Annotated in this window: 12 protein-coding genes and 1 pseudogene; 5 read left to right on the top strand and 8 right to left on the bottom strand. The window is 68.8% G+C overall.

Annotated elements, in window-relative coordinates:
• Positions 1-17: 17 nt before the first annotated feature.
• From AB0H76_RS07060 to AB0H76_RS07045, 4 genes and pseudogenes are all read left to right on the top strand, one after another.
• Positions 18-419, top strand: coding sequence for a hypothetical protein (locus tag AB0H76_RS07060; RefSeq protein ID WP_357318496.1), 402 nt, complete (start codon positions 18-20; stop codon positions 417-419).
• Between the two features lie 140 nt (positions 420-559).
• Positions 560-1,991, top strand: a pseudogene (gene rox, locus AB0H76_RS07055) (rifampin monooxygenase).
• Positions 1,992-2,027: 36 nt separating this feature from the next.
• The gene (locus AB0H76_RS07050) at positions 2,028-3,038 is read left to right on the top strand and encodes an AraC family transcriptional regulator (RefSeq protein ID WP_357318493.1); all 1,011 of its coding nucleotides are present in this window, start codon (positions 2,028-2,030) and stop codon (positions 3,036-3,038) included.
• 114 nt (positions 3,039-3,152) lie between these two features.
• Positions 3,153-4,295, top strand: coding sequence for an acyl-CoA dehydrogenase family protein (locus AB0H76_RS07045; RefSeq protein ID WP_357318490.1), 1,143 nt, complete (start codon positions 3,153-3,155; stop codon positions 4,293-4,295).
• On the opposite strand, the gene AB0H76_RS07040 is transcribed toward AB0H76_RS07045, so the two are convergent.
• Positions 4,276-4,893, bottom strand: a complete 618-nt coding sequence (locus tag AB0H76_RS07040) for a TetR/AcrR family transcriptional regulator (protein WP_357318488.1) — start codon at positions 4,891-4,893, stop codon at positions 4,276-4,278. The two genes, AB0H76_RS07045 and AB0H76_RS07040, sit on opposite strands and share 20 nt — an antisense overlap.
• Positions 4,894-6,636: a hypothetical protein gene (locus AB0H76_RS07035; protein ID WP_357318485.1), complete on the bottom strand. Its 1,743-nt coding sequence runs from the start codon at positions 6,634-6,636 to the stop codon at positions 4,894-4,896.
• Between the two features lie 233 nt (positions 6,637-6,869).
• Here AB0H76_RS07035 and AB0H76_RS07030 point away from each other — a divergent pair, with 233 nt between their 5' ends.
• Positions 6,870-7,271 carry a hypothetical protein gene (locus AB0H76_RS07030; RefSeq protein WP_357318482.1) on the top strand — a complete coding sequence of 134 codons (402 nt, stop codon included), beginning with the start codon at positions 6,870-6,872 and terminating at the stop codon, positions 7,269-7,271.
• An 18-nt stretch (positions 7,272-7,289) separates the two neighbouring features.
• Here the strand turns inward: AB0H76_RS07030 and AB0H76_RS07025 are convergent, their stop codons facing one another.
• From AB0H76_RS07025 to AB0H76_RS07000, 6 genes are all read right to left on the bottom strand, one after another.
• Positions 7,290-7,904, bottom strand: coding sequence for a cutinase family protein (locus AB0H76_RS07025; RefSeq protein WP_357318480.1), 615 nt, complete (start codon positions 7,902-7,904; stop codon positions 7,290-7,292).
• Positions 7,905-8,109: 205 nt separating this feature from the next.
• Positions 8,110-9,582 (bottom strand): glyceraldehyde-3-phosphate dehydrogenase, encoded by a 1,473-nt coding sequence (locus AB0H76_RS07020; protein WP_357318477.1) that lies wholly within the window; start codon positions 9,580-9,582, stop codon positions 8,110-8,112.
• 135 nt (positions 9,583-9,717) lie between these two features.
• The gene (locus AB0H76_RS07015; protein WP_357318474.1) at positions 9,718-10,326 is read right to left on the bottom strand and encodes a hypothetical protein; all 609 of its coding nucleotides are present in this window, start codon (positions 10,324-10,326) and stop codon (positions 9,718-9,720) included.
• Between the two features lie 90 nt (positions 10,327-10,416).
• Complete coding sequence (locus AB0H76_RS07010; RefSeq protein ID WP_357318471.1) at positions 10,417-11,256, bottom strand: hypothetical protein; 840 nt, start codon at positions 11,254-11,256, stop codon at positions 10,417-10,419.
• Positions 11,257-11,314: 58 nt separating this feature from the next.
• Positions 11,315-12,973, bottom strand: coding sequence for a bifunctional 3'-5' exonuclease/DNA polymerase (locus AB0H76_RS07005; protein ID WP_357318469.1), 1,659 nt, complete (start codon positions 12,971-12,973; stop codon positions 11,315-11,317).
• 54 nt (positions 12,974-13,027) lie between these two features.
• A complete protein-coding gene (locus AB0H76_RS07000) occupies positions 13,028-14,122 on the bottom strand; it encodes a serine hydrolase domain-containing protein (protein WP_357318466.1) in 1,095 nt (364 codons plus the stop codon).
• Positions 14,123-14,142 lie beyond the last annotated feature (20 nt).

The raw sequence follows: 14,142 nt of genomic DNA, 5'->3' as shown, positions 1-14,142 counted from the left end.
ACCAAGGAGCGAACATCATGTCGATCACCCTCTCCACCCAGGACAAGCTCACTCTGTGGACCGCCGCGCACGGCGCCATCTCGCTGATCTCGGCCGCGGGGGCGCCCTCGGCGCACAAGGCCGCCACCAACGGGTCCATCGCCTTGAGCTCCGCGACCGGTGCGGTCGGGCATGTGCTGGCCGAACGACCGAAGGGCATGAAGCTGACCGGTAAGTCCGTCGCCGGGATCGCCGATCAGGTGCTGCCGGCGCTGACCGCCGCGGTGGCCCTGCTCGAGCAGCAGGACCCGGCCGAGGCCGACAACTTCCGCCGCACCGTTCTCATTGCCGTCGAAGCGTCCACCCAGGCGCACAAGGCGCAGCCCGGCCCGGCCCTGGCCGAGATGACTCGCAAGATCAGCGCGGCGCTCGACGCCTGAAATATGGCCGCACTCTCCCTCCCCCACTCCAACGTATATCGCACCCGGGGGCTTGCGGCAAGCCCCCGGGGATGGCGCACAATCGTCCGCCGAAGCCGATAACCTGCGAAAACGTGGGTCCGCGAGGGAATGGGGGTTTCATGATCGACGTGATCATTGCCGGTGGCGGTCCGACCGGATCGATGCTGGCGGCCGAGTTGCGCCTGCACGATGTGCACGTGGTGGTGCTGGAGAAGGAGGCCGAGCCGACCAAGATCGTGCGCGGGCTCGGGCTGCACGCCCGCAGTATCGAAATCCTGGATCAGCGTGGCCTGCTGGAGCGTTTCCTCGCCCACGGCCAGCGGTACCCGATCCGCGGCTCCTTCGCCGGGATCATCAAGCCGACGCCCGAGGGGCTGGACACCGCGCACGAATACCTGCTGGGCATTCCGCAGAACATCACCGATCGCCTGCTCTACGAGCACGCCGTCGAGGTCGGCGCCGAGTTGCGGCACGGGTGTGAACTCGTCGGGCTGGCACAGGACGAGCACGGCGTGACCGTCGAGCTGGCCGACGGCACCCGGTTGCGCGCACGCTATCTGGTCGGCTGCGACGGTGGCCGCAGCGCGGTCCGCAAGCTGCTCGGCGTCGGGTTCCCCGGCGAATCGAGCCGGGTGGACACGCTGCTGGGCGAGATGGAACTGACCGCGGACGCGGAGACGATCACCGCCGTCAACACCGAGGTCCGCAAGACCCAGTTGCGATTCGGCGCGGGTCCGCTCGCCGACGGCGGCTACCGCATCGTGGTGCCCGCCGAGGGTGTCGCCGACGACCGTTCCGTCGCACCGGATTTCGAGGAGTTCACTCGGCAGCTGCGGGCGACGGCCGGCGTCGACCTCGGCCCGCATTCGCCGCGCTGGCTGTCCCGTTTCGGCGACGCCACCCGCCAGGCCGACCGCTACCGGGTCGGCCGGGTACTGCTGGCGGGCGACGCGGCCCACGTGCACCCGCCGCTGGGCGGGCAGGGCCTCAACCTCGGCATCCAGGACGCGTTCAACCTGGGCTGGAAACTGGCGGCCGAGCTGGCGGGCTGGGCCCCGGCGGACCTGCTGGACAGCTATCACACCGAACGGGACCCCGGTCGCCGCCGACGTGCTGGACAACACGCGCGCGCAGATGCAGTTGATGCTGCTGGAGCCGGGCCCGCAGGCGGTGCGCAGGCTGTTCGCGCAGCTGATGGACTTCGAGGAGGTCAACCGGTATCTGATCGAGAAGATCACCGCGATCGGCATCCGCTACGACTTCGGCGACGGTGACCCGCTGCTCGGCCGCCGGTTGCGCGACCTGCCGCTGAAGAGCGGCGGCCTCTACGACCTGATGCACGAGGGCCGGGGACTGCTGCTCGACCAGACCGGGCAGCTGTCGGTGCCGGGCTGGTCGGATCGGATCGACCACGTCGTCGATATCAGTACGGAGCTGGCGGCGCCGGCCGTGCTGCTGCGCCCGGACGGCCATGTGGCATGGGTCGGCAGCGAGCAACAGGATCTGCTGGCGCACCTGCCGCGCTGGTTCGGCGCGGCCGGGCACCGGTAAACCGGGGTTTCGGCGGCGCTGTATAGGGTCAGGCGTGTGTCACCCGCACCCGCCGACGTCGAGTACACGCTGCCGATCCAGCGCGTGCAGGGCCTGATCGAGGTCGCCACGAGCAAGGGCTGGGACATCACCGCCGCGCTCGCCGACGCCGGTGTCGCACCGGAGTTGCTGGCACAGGGCGGTTCCCGGGTCACCCTCGAGCAGGCCGTGCGGCTGGTGCAGTGGCTCTGGCGCGAGACCGGGGACGAATTGCTCGGGCTGGGGCTGCAACCGGTCCCGCTCGGCACCTTCCGCCTGGTGTGCTTCGGGCTGCTCGGTGCGCCGACCGCGCGGGCGGCGGCCCAGCGCTACGCCAACTTTCAGCGCTCGCTGCCCGGTGTGCCGCCGGTGTCGGTCCGCGATGTCGGCGAGGAGGTGCGGCTGTCCTTCGACATCAGCGACGTGGTGGCGCCGGTCGCGCTGCCCATCGACACCATGCTGGCCGCGTGCCACCGCTTCGCCTGCTGGGCGGCCGCGAAATGGCTGCCACTGCGCCGGGTCGAGGTGCCGTACTCGGCGATACCCGGACTCGACGACTACGACCAGATGTTCGGCGCGCCAGTGGTTTTCGAGGCTCCCGCGCCCGCGCTGATCTTCACCGCGACGGTGTTCGACGCGCCGCTGGTGCGGGACGAGAAGGACCTGATGCTCTTCCTGAGCAACGCACCGGCGGGCGTGATGGGCCGGCGCGAGTTCGCGCTGTCGGTCGCCGGGCGGGTCCGCACCATCCTCGAACGCGGGCTCGACGGCACCTGGCCCAGCGTCGAGGACATCGCCGCCGAGCTGGCCATGAGCCCGCAGACGCTGCGCCGCAAACTCGGCGACGAGGGCGTCTCGCTGCGCCGGATTCGCGAACAGATCCTGCGCGACGCGGCCATCGCCGGCCTGGTGCGCGGCGAGGAGACGGTGGCCGCCCTGGCCCGGCGGCTCGGTTTCTCCGAGGCCAGCGCGTTCTCCCGGGCCTTCCGGCGCTGGACCGGTAGCGCACCCGGGTCCTATCAGCGGTGAATTCGGGCCAACTCGAGCGGTCCGGTCAACGATCTGATCGGCACGGTCATCGGCCCGGGCCCCGCCACGCCCTACCGTCGGGAGGCAGCCTGTTTTTCGAACGAAGGAGTTCCCGTGGCCCACCGCTCGTCCTGGATGAACGACGACCTGGACGCTCTGGCCGATCTCGCGCGCCGGTTCTTCGACAAGGAGTGCGCGCCCCACGAAGAACGCTGGGGTCAGCAGCAGCACGTGGACCGCGAGGTCTGGAACCGGGCCGGCGAGCTCGGCCTGCTGTGCCTGAGCATCCCCGAGGAGTACGGCGGCGGTGGCGGCGACTTCCGGCACGAGGCCGTGGTGGCGATCGAGCAGGTCCGCGCGCTGGCGCCCAGCCTGGGCAACCCGGTGCACAGCACGATCATCGCGCACTACATCAACGGCTACGGCACCGAAGCGCAGAAGCAGGCCTGGCTGCCGAAGATGGCCTCCGGCGAGATCGTCGGCGCCATCGGCATGACCGAACCCGGCACCGGGTCCGACCTGCAGAACATCAAGACCAAGGCGGTCGCCGACGGCGACGAGTACGTGATCAGCGGCGCCAAGACCTTCATCTCCAACGGCCTGCTCGCCGACCTGGTGATCGTGGCCGCCAAGACCTCCGAGGGCAAGGGCGCCGACACCGTCTCGCTGATCGTGGTGGAGACCGACCGCGAGGGCTTCCGGCGCGGCCGCAACCTGCGCAAGATCGGCCAGCACGGCCAGGACACCTGTGAGCTGTTCTTCGACGAGGTGCGGGTGCCCAAGTCGAACCTGCTCGGTGGCGCGGAAGGGCAGGGCTTCATCCAGCTCATGCAGCAGCTGCCGCAGGAACGGCTGATCCTCGCGGTCGCGGCCGCGGCCACCATCGAGACCTCCGTCGAGCTGACCCTGGCCTACACCAAGGACCGCGAGGCGTTCGGCAAGCCGATCTTCAACTTCCAGAACACCCAGTTCACCCTCGCCGAGGCCGACACCATCAAGACGGTGTCCTGGGCCTTCCTGGACGACTGCGTCGCCAAACACCAACGCGGCGAACTGGATATCCCCACCGCGGCCAAGGCCAAGTGGTGGCTGACCGAGCAGCAGTGCAAGGTCGTGGACGAGTGCCTGCAGCTGTTCGGCGGCTACGGCTACATGGAGGAGTATCCGATCTCGCGGATGTACACCGATTCGCGCATCCAGAAGATCTACGGCGGCACCAACGAGATCATGAAGCTGATCATCGGCCGGGGTCTGTAGGTCCCGTCAGCGCCCGGAACGCGGCGGCGACGTGCTCGATGCGCGCGTCCTCGAGTTCCGGGCGCGGGTAGGTGGTGCGCAGGATCGCCTCGCCGTCGAACATGTGGATCAGCGAGGTGACCAGCAGCCGCGCCGCCTCCGGGGGCACCTCGGGGGTCAGCACGTCGACGGCGAGCTCCTCCAATTCGTCGTAGAGCTCCCGCAGCACCGGCGCGATCCGGACCCGGAGCTCGGGTTCGGTGCGCGCGGCGACGAGCAGTTCCAGCCAGACGGTGTTGATATCGCTGCGGATCTGCTGGCGCGCCACCCGCATGAGCGCCGCCAGATCGACCGGATGCGTGATGGTTTCGGGAATCCGCAGCGCGGCGACCACGGCCAGGTGCCGGCGGCTGACCTCGCCGGCCGCCGCCACCACCAGATCCATGCGCGAGTCGAAGTGCCGGAAGATGGCCGCCTTGGAAACGCCCGCGCGGCTACTGACCTCGCCCAGGGAGGTGCTGTGGTAGCCGACCTGCTCGATCGCCTCGATGGTGGCGTCGATCAGTTTGGCGATGGTGGCGGCGCTGCGCTCGGCTTGCGTTCGTCGCGCTGTGGTCACTTACCCTCCGGCTCGCAGGAAGCGGCCGGTGCGCCGGACGCCGAGCACCTCGGCGGGTCGACCGTCGCCGAACACGTACTGGCCACCGACGAACACGGCCGAGACGGCTTTGTCGTTCCGGTTGACCATACGAGGCAGGTTGCCGTACATGGCGACCGGGGATTCGGCGTAGGCGTCCAGCGAGTCGTCCAGGCCCGCGGGATCGATGACGACGAGGTCGGCCCGGTCGCCTTCGCGCAGATGGCCCGCGTCCACGCCGTACCAGTCGGCCAGCTCGCCGGTCACCCGGTGCACCGCGTGTTCCAGTGTCATGAACGGGACTCCGGCCTGTTCGGCGTGATGCACGCGCCGCAGGAAACGCAGCCCGAAGTTGTAGAAGGCCATGTTGCGCAGATGCGCGCCCGCGTCGGAGAAGCCGAGCTGCACACCGGGATTCACGCTGAGCTTGTTCAGGATGTCGGGCCGGTGGTTGGAAATGGTGGTGCGCCAGCGCATCTTGGTGCCGTGCTCGACCACCAGATCCAGGAAGGCGTCCACCGGGTGCACACCGCCCCGCGCCACCCCGACCTGGCCGAAGGTCTTGCCAAGGACGCTCGCGTCCGGGCAGTCGACGATCTCGGCGTCGAAGAAGTCCCGGTGCCAGACCCGGATCCCGAACTTCGCGTCGTAGTCCTTGCGGAAGCGCCGGCGGTAGGCCTGATCGGCCATCAGCGCGTTGCGCTCGACCTGGTCGGCCAGGTGCAGCGCCGCGGCGCCGGAACCGAATTCCTCGAAGATGACCAGGTCGATGCCGTCGGCGTAGACCTCGAACGGCACCGGCAGGTGCTGCCAGCGGAAATCGCCGTTGAGGGCGTTGGCCGCGCGGGCCAGGCCGCTCATCAGGTAGACGATGAGCGGGCTCGCCTTGAGGTCGGCGGCCGAGATCAGCGTGGTCTTCAGCCGTTTGCGGAACAGGCCCGCGCTGGCGAAGATCATGGCGGCCAGCCGGGGCGGGTTCTTGATGTCGGGCCCGCCCTGTAGCAGCCGCCCGCGCCGGCGCAGAATCGCGTTGAGCCGCCGCCGTTCTCGCCATCCGGCGTAGGTGGAGGGCAGGGTCCGCGAGCGGGCGACCTCGCCGTCGAGCTTGTCGAACAGCAGCTGCTGGGCCGACATGCCGACGAACCCGGCGTCGAGTGCCTCGGTGAGCCAGGCCTCCATCTGCGCCTGCTCGGCGGCTGTGGGCCGCACGTCCTTGCGGGTCGCGCGCTCCAGGCCCATGGTCGCGGTGCGGATGTCCGAATGCCCGATCATGGCAACCAGATTCGGCCCCAGCGGCAGGCGCTCCAGCGCCTCGACGTACTCACCGGCGGTGCTCCAGGACTTCACCTCCTCGACGGTGCCGATCACGTGCGGCCGCGGGATCGCCTCCACGCGACCGAACAGGTCACCGGAGTCGGTCGGCCCGACGTGCACCGTCGACAGCGAGCACGAACCCAGCACGATGGTGGTCATGCCGTGCCGCACGGACTCGCCGAGGGCGGGCTCCTTCAGCACCTCGACGTCGTAGTGGGTGTGGATGTCCAGCATGCCCGGCAGCACCCATTTGCCTTGGGCGTCCAGCACATTCGGGCACTCCGCTTCGTCGAGCGGCGTCGCCGAGACCGTGACGACACGATCTCCCCGCAAACCCAGATGACGGACGGCGGAGGGGGAACCGGCGCCGTCGAACCAGCGGCCGCCCTTGATGATCGTGTCGTAGCTCACAGACAACATTGCAACCGATCGGTCACAAAGTGTCAAGAGCGGAGCCCGTAATCGTGGATAGGACCCTGGACAGCTCTATTACTTTTGCGCCGTAAAGTGATAATTTCTCTCTGTAGCCGACCACGCCGAATACCTATTTTCGGCAGAGGGAGATTCCGGTGTCCAGGGGTATACAGGGGGCCGTCGCACAGATTTGCGGGGCAATTATCGGGATAGTCGCGAGCCTCTTCGCGGTGGGCGCCGCGCAAGCCGCCGGGGACACTGTGTATTTCGCGATGGGCGGCTGGAACTGCTCGATCGCCGGGAACGGCGCGGTGGGCTGCGATCTGGCCGTTCCGGCGGCATCCATGAATGTGCTGTACGCCGGAATGCAGGTATCGGTGCCGAACGTGCCCGCCATCATCATCGATTCCGCGGCAACGCCGGCCCGCCCGCAGTGGAACTCCAACGGCAGCCACACGCTGCCGGGCGGAAATCCCCCCTTGGCGCCGATCGTGGCCGTCACCGACCACGATCCGCGCTATTCGATCACCCATGCCGGGGCCACCTGCCAGATCACTTTCAAAGAGGTGGCCGTGTGCACCTCGATGGGGCACGGGTTCAGTCAATGGGGACCGGTTCCGCACGGGTACTGATCCCCATCGGCACACCGGCTACCGGTACCAGACCCCGGAATCCCAAGAGCCGTAATTCCATACGTTGAAATCGTATCGGCTGTGCGCACCGCCGAAGAGGTAACCCCACCAGCCTGCGGAGGTATCGCAGATCTGGTCGTCACGGTTGCACACGGTCAGTGTCGGGAAGGGGCCGAACCAATCGTCAACGCCGGCCAGCGGATAGCCGACGAGCCCGCTGCCGGGCGTCGAGGCCAGACCGCCCCAACCGGGCCCGGGAGCGCGCTTGGGATCCGACAGGAGAATGGCATTGGCGTTGTCGGCGTACTGATTAGCGGAAACCCAGGCGTGCACGATTGCCGCGCCCTGGCTGTGCCCGATCAGCCTGATGTGGTCACCCGGGCACTGATTCCGATGCGACCAGAACAACCGGTTGAGTTCGTTCAGACCGGACATCGCGTCGGCCGAGTTGTAGCCGACGGGTTGATGCACGAAGGGGACGAACACCGACGATGTGTTGTCACCCAGACCGCCGATGCCGATAGCCCACTCCCCCGTGCAGGGGTCGGCGTTCGCCTCGGGCATCGCGGCGTCGGTAAGGGATAGGAGGAAGGCCAACAGGAATGCGGCGAAGAGCGCCGTTGCTCTGCGCATAATAGAACTTCTTAATTTTCGCGCCTCCGGGGCGAGCCCGGCTGAACTAGGTGTTCCCGAAAATTGCTGGCGTTCTTGTTTCCTGATGAAACGGTGACCTCGACCCGAGTTGTGCTGCCATAACGAGAGATTCGCACTGTGGCGCGGGCCACTCGATAAAAAGGCCCCCTGCCGCGCGGGCAGGGGGCCTGGAATCCGGGGTGGGTTACACCGCGCCGGTCAGTACCCGGTCCTCGGCGATGCGATCCAGCCGCGGGTAGGTCGGGTACTCGATGCCCGAGATGAACTGCACGGTGCGCACCACCTGGCAGGAGTAGCCGAATTCGTTGTCGTACCAGACGTAGAGGATCGCGGTGTCGCCCTCGACGATGGTGGCGTTGGCGTCGATGATCGACGCGGCGCGCGAGCCGATGAAGTCGCTGGAGACCACGTCGGTGGCGGCGGTGTAGTCCAGGTTGCGGCTCAGCGGACCCGCCAGCGACACCTGACGCAGGTAGGCCAGCACGTCGGCCCGCGTGGTCTCCTGCTTCAGCTGCAGGTTCAGGATCGCGACCGAGACATCCGGGGTGGGCACGCGAATCGAGTTACCCGTGATCTTGGCCTTGAAGTCCGGCATCGCCTTGGCCACCGCGGACGCGGCGCCGGTCTCGGTGAGCACCAGGTTGAACGGCGCGGACCGGCCGCGGCGATCGGCGGCGTGGTAGTTGTCGAGCAGATTCTGATCGTTGGTGAACGAGTGCACCGTCTCCACGTGCCCGCGCACGATGCCGTACTCGTCCTCCATCGCCTTGAGCGGCGGCACGATCGCGTTGGTGGTGCAAGACGCGCAGGAGAAGATCTGCTGGGTCAGATCCTGATCGCGGTGGTTGACGCCGTGCACGATATTGGGGACGTCGCCCTTGCCCGGGGCGGTCAGGACCACCTTGGCGATACCGGGGCGCAGATGCTGCTCCAGGCCCGCGCGATCGCGCCACTTGCCGGTGTTGTCGACCAGGATCGCGTCCTTGATCCCGTACTCGGTGTAGTCGATCGCGGTGGGGTCGTTGCTGTAGATGAACTTGATCACGTTGCCGTTGGCGGTGATCGTCTCGTTCTCGACGTCGACCTTGATGGTGCCGTTGAACTTGCCGTGCACCGAATCCCGGCGCAGCAGCGACGCGCGCTTGATCAGGTCGTCCTCGCCGCCGCGGCGCAGCACCACCGCGCGCAGGGTCAGGCCGTTGCCCGAGCCGGCCTTCTCGATGAGCAGGCGGGTGACCAGGCGGCCGATCCGGCCGAAGCCGTAGAGCACGACATCGCGCGGACCCGCGGACTGTGCCTTGTTGCCGTCGAGCACCTCCGAGAGCACCGTCTCGGCGTACTCGCGGACCGACAGATCGCGATCGTCGGCGCGGTAGCCCATGGCCAGCAGCGCGAGGTCGATCTTGCAGGGACCCAGATCCAGCTCGCCGAGCACCTGCAGGAAGGGCAGGGTCTCGTCCACCGACAGCTCTTCACCCTCGATCTGGCGCGCGAACCGGTGCGTGCGCAGGATGCTGATCACCGACTTGTTCACCAGTGGCCGGCTGTGCAGCAGGATCGTCACACCCTTCTGCCGGTACAACGTGCCGATGAGGGGAATCATCGCCTCCGCGGCGGCTTCTTGAGCGTTCCAGCGATCGAGCTGTTCGGTAGTCAACACAGATCCTCGGGTTCGTCGATATGTTCGCGCCATCGATGCTAATCAGCGGCATGAATTCACCGTGGCCCGCCACCCACCGGTGAGGTCGCAGGTCACATTTCGCCAGGGAGGCGTCGCCGTCCGAGGGCCGCGCTAGCGGCGGTCCTCACCGCCGATCCGATGATCGATCGCGCGCCACTCGCGGGCCCAGTGCGCGGCCCGGCGCGCGCCCACCGACCAGGTGGTGAGGCAGACCAGGGCCAGGGCGCCGGCCCAGGTCACACACAGCACCATCAGGCCCGCCGCGATGCCCTCGGAGGCGGCGGCGGAGGTGGGCAGCGGCGCGTCGGCGGGATTGCCGTCCGGCCCGAGCCAGATCCGCACCTCGTCGCCGGGCACGCCCGACCCGGGAACCCCGATGGTGGCGGTGCCCGAGCGGTCCTGCCAGGTCCAGCGCACCGGCGCGGTGAAGACGTCCAGGCTCGCCCCGGACTGGTTCAGCCGCGCCGCCACCTGCTGCGGCGGCTGGACGATGACGGCGGTCACCGCGACCTTGGTGGCGTTCTCCGCGCCGAGGCGGGTCGCGGCGGCGGAATAGGCCGCGGTGCCGGCGGCCCCGGCCAGCGGCACCGCGGCCAGTACCGCGAGCGCCGCCAAGAGCCGGACCAGGACTTCGCACCGATCCGACGCGCGCATCAGTGGATTGGTGCTCCACGGCCGTAACCGCCACATTCGCACCATTACCCGGGGCTGCTTCGGCATCGCGCTCACCTCTACTTCACCGCCGGCCACCACGCCGATCGGGACCACTATGTTCGATATTCCCCGCCCGGGGGCCGTTATCCGCTGATTTCAGGCCGGGCGGCAACTATTTTCGAACCCCGGGTACGGCAGAGCCGAGCAGAAGTGCACGGCCGCCGAGGTGCCCGCGACGCGGAACGGCTTGCCCGCGTCGTCGATGGTGGCCGTGCCCTTGCGGCCCAGCGCGATCCAGGTGAGGTCGATGACGAACTCGCAGTCACACAGCTGGGTCCGGACGTACACCTCGAAACTCTCCGCGTCGGAGATCTTCACCTGGTAGGGGAATTGGATCGGCCGCAACTGGTTGGCCGGGACGCGGCTCCCGAAGCTCGGATCGAAGAAATCGCTGAGCGTCGGCGGATCGGTATCGAGGTCGGCGGACACATAGCGGTAGGGCGTGTCCCCGGCGCCCATATCGACGACGTGCACCCCGGCGAAGGCCGGGCGGCGCGCGGTGACCCGGACCACCAGACCGGTCAGCGTCACCTCGGCCTCCGAGGTGCCCTGCACCGTGAAATCGACATTCAACGCGATCGCGGGCACGGCCTCCGTTTGGTCGACCCAGCGCTTCCACTGCTCGTCCAGGTCGTCCCAGTCGCCGGTGAAAACCGGGAGGACTCCGGCCTTTTCGACCGGTTGCGCGGTCATCCAGCCGACCCCGCTCGGGCGCCGCGACTCGGAGACGATGGTGAACGGCCGCGCTTGCGGATCGGGCTTGCGCTCGGAGTCGGACGGCATCAGCACCGCCGCGATCACCGTCGCCGCGACACCGGCGGCGATGGCCGCCAGCCAGCCGCCGAAAGGTTTGGCGCGCCGCGCGAAACCCACGGCCCGGCTACCCCCGTTCGAAGGCGCGGCCTCCTCCGCCCGGGGTGGGACGCCTTCCTCCACCCCTCCATGGTACGGCCGAATCCGTTGTGTACGAGCGTCTTTCGGCTACTCCCCAGCTTCATTTGGCGTCGCCGTAGCATTCGACCACCGCGGTGGTCAGGGGAAAGCGAACCGGGGTGGAGCCGAAGGCGATTCGGCCCGCGGTGTCCCCGGCGGTGGCGATCAGGGCGGCGACGGTGTCGGCCTCGTCCGCCGGGCAGTGCACGATGACCTCGTCGTGCTGGAAGAAGACGAGCTCGGCGCGCAGGCCCGCACCGGTCATCGCGTTGCGCAGGCCCGCGAGGACCAGCAGCGCCCACTCGGCCGCGCTGCCCTGGACGACGAAGTTGCGGGTGAAGCGGCCGCGGGCCCGGGCACTCGGGGTGCTGCTGCCGTAGGCGCCGGAGGTCTCCTGGTCGGGGGCGGCGACCGCGCCGGGCGGGCTGGTGCGCCCGAGCCAGGTGCGCACCAGCCGGCCCTGCTCGCCCGCGGTGGCCGCCTCGTCGACGTAGCCCATCGCGGCCGGGTAGCGGCGGCGCAGTTCGGCCATGTGGGTGAGCGCGTCGCCGGAGGTCTGGCCGTAGATGGCGCCCAGCATCGCGAGCTTCGCCTGGGCGCGGTCACCGCCGAAGGCGCGGGCCGCGAGGTCGGCGTACAGATCCTCACCGCGCCCGGCCACCTCCATCAGCCCGGGATCGCGGGAGATCGCGGCGAGTACCCGCGGTTCCATCTGGTCGGCGTCGGCCACCACCAGGCGCCAGCCCGGATCGGCGCGGATCGCCTGCCGGACCACCTTCGGAATCTGCAGGGCGCCACCGCCATTGGTGGTCCACCGCCCGGTCACGGTGCCGCCGGGCTGGTATTCGGGGCGGAAGCGGCCCTCGTGCACCCATTGCTCGAGCCAGGACCAGCCGTTGGCGGTGTAGAGGCGGTAGAGCGATTTGTAGGCCAGTAAGGGAGCGACGGCCGGGTGATCGATCTCCTGCAATTCCCATTTCCGGGTAGAGGTCAGCAGGATCCCCGCGCGCCCGAAGGCTTTGATGATCTCGGCCGGCAGATCGGGCCGCACGCGCACGTTCGGGCCGAAGGCGCGCGACACCTCGTCGGCCAGCTCCACCATGCGCCGCGGTTCACCGCCCGCGATACGTTCGCCCAGCAGGCTTTCCAGCAGGTCCCGGTGCACGTCGGCGCGCCACGGAATCCCGGCTCGCCCCATCTCGGCGGCCACCAGCATGCCCGCCGACTCGGCGGCCAGCAGCAACCGCATGCGCTCGGGATATTCCGTCTTCGCCGTGCGCGCCACCTGATCCGCGTAGACCGCCAGCAGCGCCGTCAGCTCGTCGACGCCACCTGGCAGCGGCGCGGGACCGGACTCGAACAGCGACGGCTGCGTCTCGGCGGCCCGGGCGGGCGCGTCCGCCGGAACCGGCAGATTGTTCAGCCGGGCCCAGGCGGCGACCAGCGAACGCGGCTGCCCGGACTGCCCTTCCTCATGACCGATCAGCAGCGACTCCGCCGCCTCCACGTCGTAGCAGCGCTCCACCCGCACCCCGGCCGCCAGCGCCCGCCGGTAACTCTCGCCGGTCGAGCGCCACACCCAGCGCTCGACCTCGGGACGGGCCCGCACCGCGGCGGCGAGCGAGGGCTCGTGCAGCACCGGCCCCGCGGGCCGCCCGTCCGGATCGAGCGGGCACAGCCGTGCGCCGCCCCCGTCCGTCTCCGCCACCGCCCATCGCATGCCGCGAGTCTGGCAGCAGGGACCGACAGGAAGGCGCGGACGCGCGCTAGAGCGTCACGGCGTGCACATGACCGTTTCGACGAAGCGGTCCAACGCGGCGGTGTAGCGATTGTCGGCGGACTCGGTGACCGACAGCGTGATTCCGTAGCGCCCGTCGGGGCTGCGCAGCGCGAGCGAACCGAAGCCGTTGACGTATCCGTTGTGCCCGTAGCCGGCGCAACCGTGGTCGTCCAGCCGGAACTCGTAGAGGCCGAGACCGTAATCGTAGGAATCGTTCACGTGCCGGAACGCGCGCATCTCGTTCAGCAGGTGCGGTGGCAGCAAGCGTCCGTCCAGCAAACCGCTCAGGAAGGTGTACAGATCCCCGGTGGAGGAGACGATGCCGCCCGCCGCCCAGACATACGACGGATTCTGATCGGTGACGTCGATCAGCCCGCCGCCGTAGTCGTAATAGCCGTGCGCGTGCGGGCCGAGAATGCGGTCGAAGGTATTCGGCACGCCGGTGCGAAGCATGAGCAGCGGCAAGGTGATCCGGGTGTAGACGTGGAAGTGATAGGGCAGCCCCGACACCCGTTCGATCAGCATCCCGGCGACGATGTAATTGGTGTTGGAATAGGCCCAGCCGTTGCCGGGCGCGAACATCAGCGGCTTCCCGGTCGCCCAGCGCACGAATTCCGCCGGTTGCCAATCGCGCCGGATATCGGCGACCGAATCCCCCACCAGCGGCGGGTGACCCGCGCCGCCGTTGAGGTAATCGAGCAACCCGCTGGTCTGCCCGAGAATCATGCGCACGGTGATGCGCGGATCGACGCCGAATTCGGGCAGCCACCGCGCCACCGGGTCGTCCAGCCCGATTCGCCCGTCACCGACCAGTTGCAGCAGCGCGGTCGCGGTGATGGTCTTGGTGATACTGCCGATCCGGAATCGCCCGCCGGCGGGCACCGGTTCGGGCCGCCCGAGTTGCACCACCCCGGCCTGCCCGTCCCACGTACCCGCCGGCGTCTGCACGTGCGCCTGCACCCCGGCGGCGCCCAGCGCGACGATCTCGTCCAGCGCCCGCTGCCACCTCCCGGGATCGGCTTGGGCGGGCGTCTCGACGGCGCCCGCGACCATGATCGCGGCAGACAGGACGAGCAGCACTCGACGCATGGCGCGGACAGTACTGGCCG

Origin of the sequence: Nocardia sp. NPDC050712 (assembly GCF_040654295.1) — a bacterium.
In the GTDB taxonomy this organism is placed as follows: Bacteria; Actinomycetota; Actinomycetes; order Mycobacteriales; family Mycobacteriaceae; genus Nocardia.
This window is presented reverse-complemented; position numbering and strand designations above follow the sequence as displayed.

Excerpts from the sequence above, each read along its gene's own strand:
- AB0H76_RS07000 (WP_357318466.1), bottom strand. The coding sequence starts at position 14,122 with ATGCGTCGAGTGCTGCTCGTCCTGTCTGCCGCGATCATGGTCGCGGGC.
- AB0H76_RS07005 (WP_357318469.1), bottom strand. The coding sequence starts at position 12,973 with ATGCGATGGGCGGTGGCGGAGACGGACGGGGGCGGCGCACGGCTGTGC.
- AB0H76_RS07025 (WP_357318480.1), bottom strand. The coding sequence starts at position 7,904 with ATGCGCAGAGCAACGGCGCTCTTCGCCGCATTCCTGTTGGCCTTCCTC.
- AB0H76_RS07060 (WP_357318496.1), top strand. The coding sequence starts at position 18 with ATGTCGATCACCCTCTCCACCCAGGACAAGCTCACTCTGTGGACCGCC.
- AB0H76_RS07015 (WP_357318474.1), bottom strand. The coding sequence starts at position 10,326 with ATGCCGAAGCAGCCCCGGGTAATGGTGCGAATGTGGCGGTTACGGCCG.